Source organism: Roseofilum sp. (assembly GCF_982964205.1).
On sequence record NZ_CEZBFX010000023.1, the window covers coordinates 43,545 to 51,459 of the forward strand.

Below are 7,915 nucleotides of genomic sequence, written 5' to 3' on the forward strand. Positions count from 1 at the left end.
CCTGAAAAACAAGTGGCTCTAAGCCACTTGTTAAGTATAACTTCATAGACTCATGGTATTAGGTCTTCTAATTGGAAGGCTTAATATCCCCAAGGTTTAGAGGGTAACGGTTCCGGTGCTAAATTAGGCAAAGACTCAGAAATAGCAGGAACCGAACGTTGTTCCACCGGCTCAAGGAAAATCGTAGTCTCTGGATTTTGAGGAACTAAACCGGTATCTTCGGTTTCTGCTTGGGATGCCATCCGATTTTTTAAGATTTCACTAGCCGTAACTAATTGACGCTCATAACGTTCTAGATTTTGCAGATGATCGTATTTTTTCATCCATTCTTGCTGCGTTTGCACCGTTAGACTATAAATTCCCATGGTAGCTGCACCTAAACCTAGGGTACAAAAAAAGAGGACTTTTTCGATCGCCCGTAGAGCGACTACACTCTTTGGTAATTGGTTATGTTTTGGATCTAAGCGTTTAACGGTTCCTGATTGAGTTAATCCCTGAACTGACGTGGCTTTATCGACAACCTGTTGCTGAAAGTGGTCATTTCGAGCCATCTGTGAAGGCACTCTAGAAGAACTAGCCGATGGCGAAGTGGGTGCTATTTTAGGAGCTTGAGGTTGGGAAGAAACTAACCGCAGTCTGGAACGATTCGGGTTGTGTAAACGAGGTTGGCGACGAGGGGAGGAATCGGGAAAGGATTTGAGAGCAACCATGGAATTGAATAAATTTGGGAGTAGTTTAACATTAATGCTCGAGGCTCAGAATCAATGGCTTAACTCATAGGTCAAGGATTCCGTTTAGTCATATTATGGTTTAGATGGGATAGTACTGTCTCCCTTTTGCCGGTTAATTGAAGTTCAGGATAGAGCGTTATGGATCGTGAATCTGGAAAGGATCAAAAGCATCCGCGTGAGGATCGCGATCGCCTGATTGTGGATCAATTGCTCCAACATTCTGGGGAACCGACAGATTTTCATTTAGTAGAATTGGCGCGTCTGAGAATTCGTTACCAAGACTTTCCAGGTGCTAGAGCGCTACAACAGGATTTAAACCGCGCCATGCAACAGTGGAACTTGAATGAGGAAGCCTTATTTGAGCGAACCCGTACCATTCATATCCAAGGATTGGTGTATAAACGAGGAGGCAATCAACAAGAAGATTGGAGTTAGAGCGCTGTGCGCTGTGCGCTAGGGAATAGGGAATAGGGAATAGGGAATAGGTGATCTCCGTGTCTCTGTGTCGTCCATTCCCCATATCTCCCTATGGATTGAAATCCAGTGATGGTGTAGAAGGGGAAAAATCCGCAGAGGGAAACTCTCGATTCAGTTCAAAAAGGGTTTTGGGTTCAATCTTAAAATCTACTTTGATATTAGAGTCCATATCCTGGGCTATGTCCCAGTCCGTTAACTCTGGAGCATTGAATGCCTCAACTTGTGGCAACTGTTGCTGAAGCTTGGGAGATTGCATTTGGGTTTTAATCGGCTCTAAAACCTGGGCAATTTCCGCTTGTTCTTCTAAACGTTCTGTAGAAGAAACCAATTGACCCAAACCATTCACCAAATTACGAATATTCTGGCGAAATTGGGGATCGCCGAGCAAATCATCCATATCTGAGGTGAGTTTTTGGGCATTTTGAAATGTTGATCGAGCTGAATCTAAGGTTTGCTGGAGCATCAACAAAGTCGTAGGATTATTAATGTCATCGGATAAATCCTTTAAGTTAGCAGAAGCTTGGGCAGCATTGGCTGAAAGGGTTTCTAGGTTATTGATCAACTCTCCTTGTTGGACTTGACTGAGAATCGGGGTCAACGTAGATACCGCAATTTTCATCTCCTCGGATGTGCGCTCTAAATTGGCTAAGGTGCTAGTAATATTAGTTCGATTTTGAGCAATCAAACCATTCATATTTTGTAGTGCAGTTTTTAGTTCGGCACTGGTGCTTTCCACTTGTCTAGTCAGTTGGGCACTACTTTCAGTAAATTGGGTAGTTGCTTGCAGGGTGGATTGACGAATTTGATCCGCTGCCGCGCCTACGGATTCAGTTGCATTAGAAATCGTACTAATTTCTCCCTTAGCTAGGGTCGTTAGTTCTGCTAGTTCAGCGCTCAGAACTGTAAAATTTTCAGCCGCAGATGTCGCTCCGTCCAGGGTAGACATCAGACGAGTATAAAATTCTTCCGAACTAAAGAGTTCTGCCATATCTAAACCCCTGCGTAGGAGTTCAACATAGCTGACTCCAATTTGGCCAGAAAGTCGAGTTCCTTCGCAAATAACCACGGTGCGATCGCACTCCTGACTCTGAGCAGAAGTCATATTTGCTGGCACAGAAGATAAGGGAATAATATCGATTGTTGTGGAGCCAACTAAACCGGATTGATTGGCTTCAATGAGCGCATTTTTGGGCATCACCAAATCCCCTTGATGAATATTGACCGTGACATCAACCCCATTTGATCCTGGATTAATCGCTGCCACGGAACCCACTTCGACCCCACGATATCGAACTTCTGCCCCAATTTGCATTCCTTCAATATTGTCAAATTCCACAATTACGGAGTAAATTTGTTTGCTAAAAGTTACTCCGCGTAACCAAAGGATCAGACCGCCAAAAAGTCCCATCCCAACTAAGATAAGTAACCCAACTGAACCTTCTCGAATTGTCCGTTGACGCATGATGGTTTTCGCTTCCCTACAAGATCGTACCCGCTTTATCTTAACTGATGACGGGAATCGGGCCCTCTAAGCTCCCGGCGGCAAATTGACGAATATAGGGATTATCCGTGTCATCAATTTCTTCGATTTTGCCATCCCATTGGACTTTACCCTGATGCATGAAGACGATCCGATCTGTGGTGCGGCGAATGGTACTTTCTTGGTGAGTGACCATCACATAGGTACTACACCCTCCTTGCTTCTCTTTGAGGGAGCGAATCAGGTCTTCCACTACGGTGGAGGCAATGGGATCGAGTCCAGCCGTGGGTTCATCGTAGAGCAGGACTTCGGGATGGTCTTGGGCATCTTGGGGATTTTCCATAATGGCGCGGGCAAAGCTGACTCGTTTGCGCATTCCTCCCGAAAGTTGAGCGGGGAAGCGATCGCTAATTCCCGATAATCCTACTAATTCCAGTTTTGTCTCCACCATTTCCCGGATGTGTTTTTGAGGAATTTTGCCTTCTTGATAGAGTCGAAATCCGACATTTTCCGCCACAGTTAACGAATCAAATAAGGCCGCCTGTTGAAAGACCATACCAATGGTAATCGGGTCTTGGATATCTCCCACTAACCCTTCGCGCTTTTGTCCCGAGACATAAATTTCGCCAGTATCCGGTTGATGTAAACCCGCAATAATTCTTAGGATCGTGGATTTCCCTGTCCCAGAGGGCCCGATAATCCCTAATGCTTCTCCTTTGTAGATCGTCAGGTTAAGGTTATCTAAAATCCTGCTTTGACCAAAGGTTTGGTAAATACCGCGCAGTTCAATTAAGGGTTCACCCATGAAATATGCATAATTTGGCTGGCTTTTGGCAGTATACTCGATTAAGGGCTATTTGCCAATGTGATGCACAGTGTGAAGAATGTCGGGAATGGGATAGTCTTGTAATTGCCTATTGCCTAAGGTAAATAAACTCGCATCAATAACTGCATCTGCAAAATCCTCTTCAGTTTCACTATTTTCTGTGAAAATTGATAGAAATTCATCGATCAACTCATAACATATCGTAATGGTCACTGCATTTGGATCGTAATAAGCATTCGCTTCATCACAAGTGGTGAAAACAACAGTGATATTTGTTGGAAATACAAGTATTTCGTTTAAATCACTTGCCAGATCGTCATAAAACTCAGTCTCAATCAATGCGGTGCGGATATTCGCCCATACTTCGTCGTCGGTTTCCTCATAACTCATAATAATGTCACCCCTATCTTCGATCTGAGATGGGGAGTCATAGGCATCAGATATAATTGTGTTGCCCATCGTGCAATTGCTTAAACCGCCTGATAAAGCTAATGAGAGTACACTTTTTGCTAAATACGGATAGCTCTGCTGGCATACTCTATGAACAGGATTCATCATTAATTTAGTGACATTGGTCATGGGGTGAGGGCAATCCCTCGATGGAATAGAGGCTATATAGAGTATAGTGGCAGCGTCTGGTGCATCAATAAAGGACTTAACTTTGTTCCCTCTTCCCCGTTCCCTGTCGCAGATCGCGGAAACGTCAGCATCTCAAACCGTGACAAAAGGGCGATCGCTTTACGAATAACAACAGTCTCTAGAGAGACCAAAAGAATTATTTTAAGGCAACAACAACTCCTCGATCTTGGTTAAAGTAGAAACAGTGACTTTTTTTTCTGGATCTCCATGCTCAGTTCGCCTCCCCAAGTCTCCCGCACTAACTCAGATTGGAAACGTATTATTCGTGACTTTGAACAAGTCCTTGGCCGTAAAAGCGTCATTCAGCGCAAGGAAGAACTTCTAACCTATGAATGTGATGGATTGACCAGTTATCGGGTGCGGCCGAAACTGGTATTACTGCCGCGGGATACGGAAGAAGTGGCAGCAACCGTCAAATTATGCGATCGCTACCAACTTCCCTGGGTAGCACGGGGCGCAGGCACGGGACTCTCTGGGGGCGCTCTCCCCGTAGAAAATGGAGTCTTAATTTCTACGGCATTTATGCGTAATATCCTAGATATTGACCTGGAAAATCAACAAGTGGTGGTGCAACCGGCTGTCATTAATAACTGGGTAACCGAAGCAGTCAGTGGTGCCGGGTTCTATTATGCCCCCGATCCCTCCAGTCAAATTATTTGCTCCATTGGTGGGAATGTAGCGGAAAACTCAGGAGGAGTCCATTGTTTCAAATATGGAGTCACCACCAACCACGTTCTTGGCTTAAAACTGGTGCTTCCCGATGGTTCTATCGTTGATGTGGGTGGAGAAGTACCCGAAATGCCTGGATATGATCTAACAGGATTGTTTGTTGGTTCGGAAGGAACCCTAGGCATTGCCACAGAAATTCGATTGCGGATTATTAAGCAAGCCGAAGCCATTCAAGTCCTGCTCGCTGATTTTACCAGTATTGAAGCCGCAGGAGCTGCGGTTTCTGATATTGTCAGTAGCGGTATTATTCCGGCTGGTATGGAAATGATGGATAACTTTAGTATTAATGCGGTTGAAGATGTGGTGGCCAGCAATTGTTATCCCAGAGATGCGGTTGCCATTCTGTTAGTTGAAGTAGATGGGTTAGAGGTAGAAGTGGCAGAAAATGCTAAACGCATTGCCGAAATTTGCCGCCAAAATGGAGCCAGAGAGATCAAAACAGCGACCGATCCAGAGGAACGTCTAAAATTATGGAAAGGTCGTAAATCAGCGTTTGCGGCGGTGGGTAAGATTAAACCGGATTATTATGTCCAGGATGGGGTCATTCCTCGAACTCAATTGCCCTATGTTCTGGGAGAAATTGAGAAACTGAGTGAAATCTATGGCTATCCGGTGGCGAATGTATTTCATGCCGGAGATGGAAATCTTCATCCCCTATTGCTCTACGATAATTCTATCCCTGGAGCTTTAGAAACGGTGGAGAAATTAGGCGGAGAAATTCTCAAAATCTGCGTGCAAGTGGGGGGCAGTATTTCAGGAGAACATGGTATTGGGGCTGATAAACTCTGTTATATGGAACAGATGTTTACACCCGTAGATCTGGAAACGATGCAATGGGTGAGAAGTGTGTTTAATCCCCGCGGTTTGGCAAATCCTGGTAAGTTGTTTCCAACTCCCAAAAGTTGTGGTGAAGCGGCTCAGTTAAAATCTCAGTTGGCGCAGGAGAATCTCAAAGTGGATCTATTTTAGGTCTAAAATGAATTCCTAGGGTAAGTATGTTAATGTTTATGGCTCGCGATCGCCTCAGCGATACCGAGTATTGTCTCTATGTTCACTATGATCCGCTCTGCAATCAAATTATCGGCATTCAGTAGGCATCGTATTTTCATTTCGGCGATCGTCATGGCGACGATCGCCAGTTCCGCTATTATTGGGTACTACACTTATCAAAGAGCTTATGATGCTCTGCTCAAGAAACTTCAGAATCATGCCCTGAAAGAGGTTAAGGATGGGGTACAAGAGGTCGATCAATGGATTAGTCAGCGCAAGACAGAAGTCGAAACAATCGCCAACAGTCCCACGGCTCGCTCATTAGATTGGGATCGGATTAAGCCTTATTTAGTCCAAGAAGCCGAAAGAATTGAGCCGTTTAATCTTGGAGCCTTTTTTGAGAAAACAGGACGTTTTCATACCAGTCAAGGGAAGACGAATCAGGCTCAAGATCGCCTGTATTTCCAGCGAGCCATGCAGGGGAAAGTGAATGTTTCCGATCCTCTCATTTCCCGTTCTACAGGGTTATTGCAGATTATGGTCATTGCTCCGATCGCTCCAGATGAACCTTTAGATTATCAGCCACAAGGGGCGATCGCTGCTCCAGTCCCCCTAAAACGTTTAACACAAGTCATTGAGCAGTTATCCTATGGCCCAAACAGTTATGCATTTATGCTGGATTCTCAGGGGCTTCCCATTGTTCCTCGCGATCTGGAAATCTTTGGATTTGAAAGCAATGAACCTACCTCATTACTCAAAAATAAAGATCCAGTACTAAGGCTCTTAGCACAACAAATGGTTAATGGGAATCAGGGAATTAATTTAGTCAATTGGTTAGATCGGAAATACTATCTTGCCTATGTACCCCTAAAAGAAGCCAATTTTTCTGTTGCTTTAGTTATCCCTCGCCAAAATATTGACCAAGATTTGCGACCTTTAAATATTCTGGCGTTTATGATAGTTGCCGTTGTCCTGTTGATGCTATTCGTTGTCTGGCGAGCGCAAAACTGGGAACAAAATTATCTGCGTCAAGCCAAAGAAAAATCAGATAAAAATGCCCATGAGTTAAGCGTAGCTTTAGCTGAATTGCAATGGACTCAAGCACAATTAGTTCAAACGGAAAAAATGTCTTCTTTGGGACAGTTGGTCGCTGGAGTTGCCCATGAATTCAACAATCCAGTCAATTTCATTCATGGAAATTTGATTTACGCCCATCAATATTTTAACGATCTAACAGAATTGGTTAAAACTTATCAAGATTATACGCCTAATCCTCCTGAAGAAATTACTCAAAAGCTAGAGGAAATTGATTGGGATTTTTTAGAGCCAGATTTGCACAAGTTGTTGAATTCGATGAAATCAGGTACTGAGCGAGTTCGACAGTTAGTGAAAGGGTTAAGAACTTTTTCTAGTTTAGATGAAGAAGGTCGTAAATTGGTCAATCTGAATGAGCATTTAGATCTTACATTAAGTATTCTAGTGAACCGTTTAAATCCCAAAGTAAGTAGTCAAAAAATCCTGGTGATTCGAGACTATCAAGAATGTCCTTTAATTGAGTGCTATCCTGGGCTTCTCAATCAAGTTTTTCTTAATCTTTTGAACAATTCAATTGATGCGATTGAAGAAGCTATGCAACAAGGAAAATGGTCAGACAAAGATGTGGAACAACCCACAATTGAGATTAGAACCGAAGTCCTAAAATCCGGGGGAATTAAAGTGACAATCAAAGATAATGGAGTGGGGATTCCGGATCGGATTAGAGAACGAATTTTCGATCCATTTTTTACCACTAAAGTAGTAGGTAAAGGGACAGGGTTAGGCTTGGCAACCAGTTATCAAATTGTGGTCAATAAACATCAAGGTATTTTGGATTATCATTCAACCTTAAATCAAGGCAGTGAGTTTTATCTCCACTTACCATCAACTTACAGCGATTTGTGCTGTTGTAGCAGTAAATGAGTGGGTTATCACACTTCTGTCTTCTCTATCTTTGTCCCATCTTTTTTCAATCCCTCATAGGGATTTATGTTGGTTTCAACTTGA

At 43.5% G+C, this 7,915-nt stretch carries 7 protein-coding genes; 3 read left to right on the top strand and 4 right to left on the bottom strand.

Annotation, left to right across the window (positions count from 1 at the left end):
- Positions 1-80 precede the first annotated feature (80 nt).
- Positions 81-710 (bottom strand): hypothetical protein, encoded by a 630-nt coding sequence (locus tag AC3A14_RS08585; RefSeq protein ID WP_318699915.1) that lies wholly within the window; start codon positions 708-710, stop codon positions 81-83.
- A 159-nt stretch (positions 711-869) separates the two neighbouring features.
- On the opposite strand from AC3A14_RS08585, the gene AC3A14_RS08590 reads away from it, so the two are divergent.
- Positions 870-1,166 (top strand): DUF3288 family protein, encoded by a 297-nt coding sequence (locus AC3A14_RS08590; RefSeq protein ID WP_318732068.1) that lies wholly within the window; start codon positions 870-872, stop codon positions 1,164-1,166.
- A gap of 91 nt (positions 1,167-1,257) precedes the next feature.
- Here AC3A14_RS08590 and AC3A14_RS08595 read toward each other — a convergent pair whose 3' ends face one another.
- Genes AC3A14_RS08595 through AC3A14_RS08605 form a run of 3 tightly spaced genes read right to left on the bottom strand, consistent with a single transcriptional unit; the run spans position 1,258 to position 4,093 of the window.
- The gene (locus AC3A14_RS08595; protein WP_318732069.1) at positions 1,258-2,670 is read right to left on the bottom strand and encodes an MlaD family protein; all 1,413 of its coding nucleotides are present in this window, start codon (positions 2,668-2,670) and stop codon (positions 1,258-1,260) included.
- A 40-nt stretch (positions 2,671-2,710) separates the two neighbouring features.
- Positions 2,711-3,493, bottom strand: a complete 783-nt coding sequence (locus tag AC3A14_RS08600) for an ABC transporter ATP-binding protein (RefSeq protein WP_318732070.1) — start codon at positions 3,491-3,493, stop codon at positions 2,711-2,713.
- 48 nt (positions 3,494-3,541) lie between these two features.
- Positions 3,542-4,093, bottom strand: coding sequence for a DUF4344 domain-containing metallopeptidase (locus tag AC3A14_RS08605; protein ID WP_318732071.1), 552 nt, complete (start codon positions 4,091-4,093; stop codon positions 3,542-3,544).
- Between the two features lie 267 nt (positions 4,094-4,360).
- Here AC3A14_RS08605 and AC3A14_RS08610 point away from each other — a divergent pair, with 267 nt between their 5' ends.
- Both AC3A14_RS08610 and AC3A14_RS08615 read left to right on the top strand, forming a co-directional pair.
- On the top strand, positions 4,361-5,851 hold the full coding sequence (locus AC3A14_RS08610) for an FAD-linked oxidase C-terminal domain-containing protein (RefSeq protein ID WP_318732072.1): 1,491 nt from the start codon (positions 4,361-4,363) through the stop codon (positions 5,849-5,851).
- A gap of 78 nt (positions 5,852-5,929) precedes the next feature.
- Complete coding sequence (locus tag AC3A14_RS08615; protein ID WP_318732073.1) at positions 5,930-7,831, top strand: sensor histidine kinase; 1,902 nt, start codon at positions 5,930-5,932, stop codon at positions 7,829-7,831.
- Positions 7,832-7,915 lie beyond the last annotated feature (84 nt).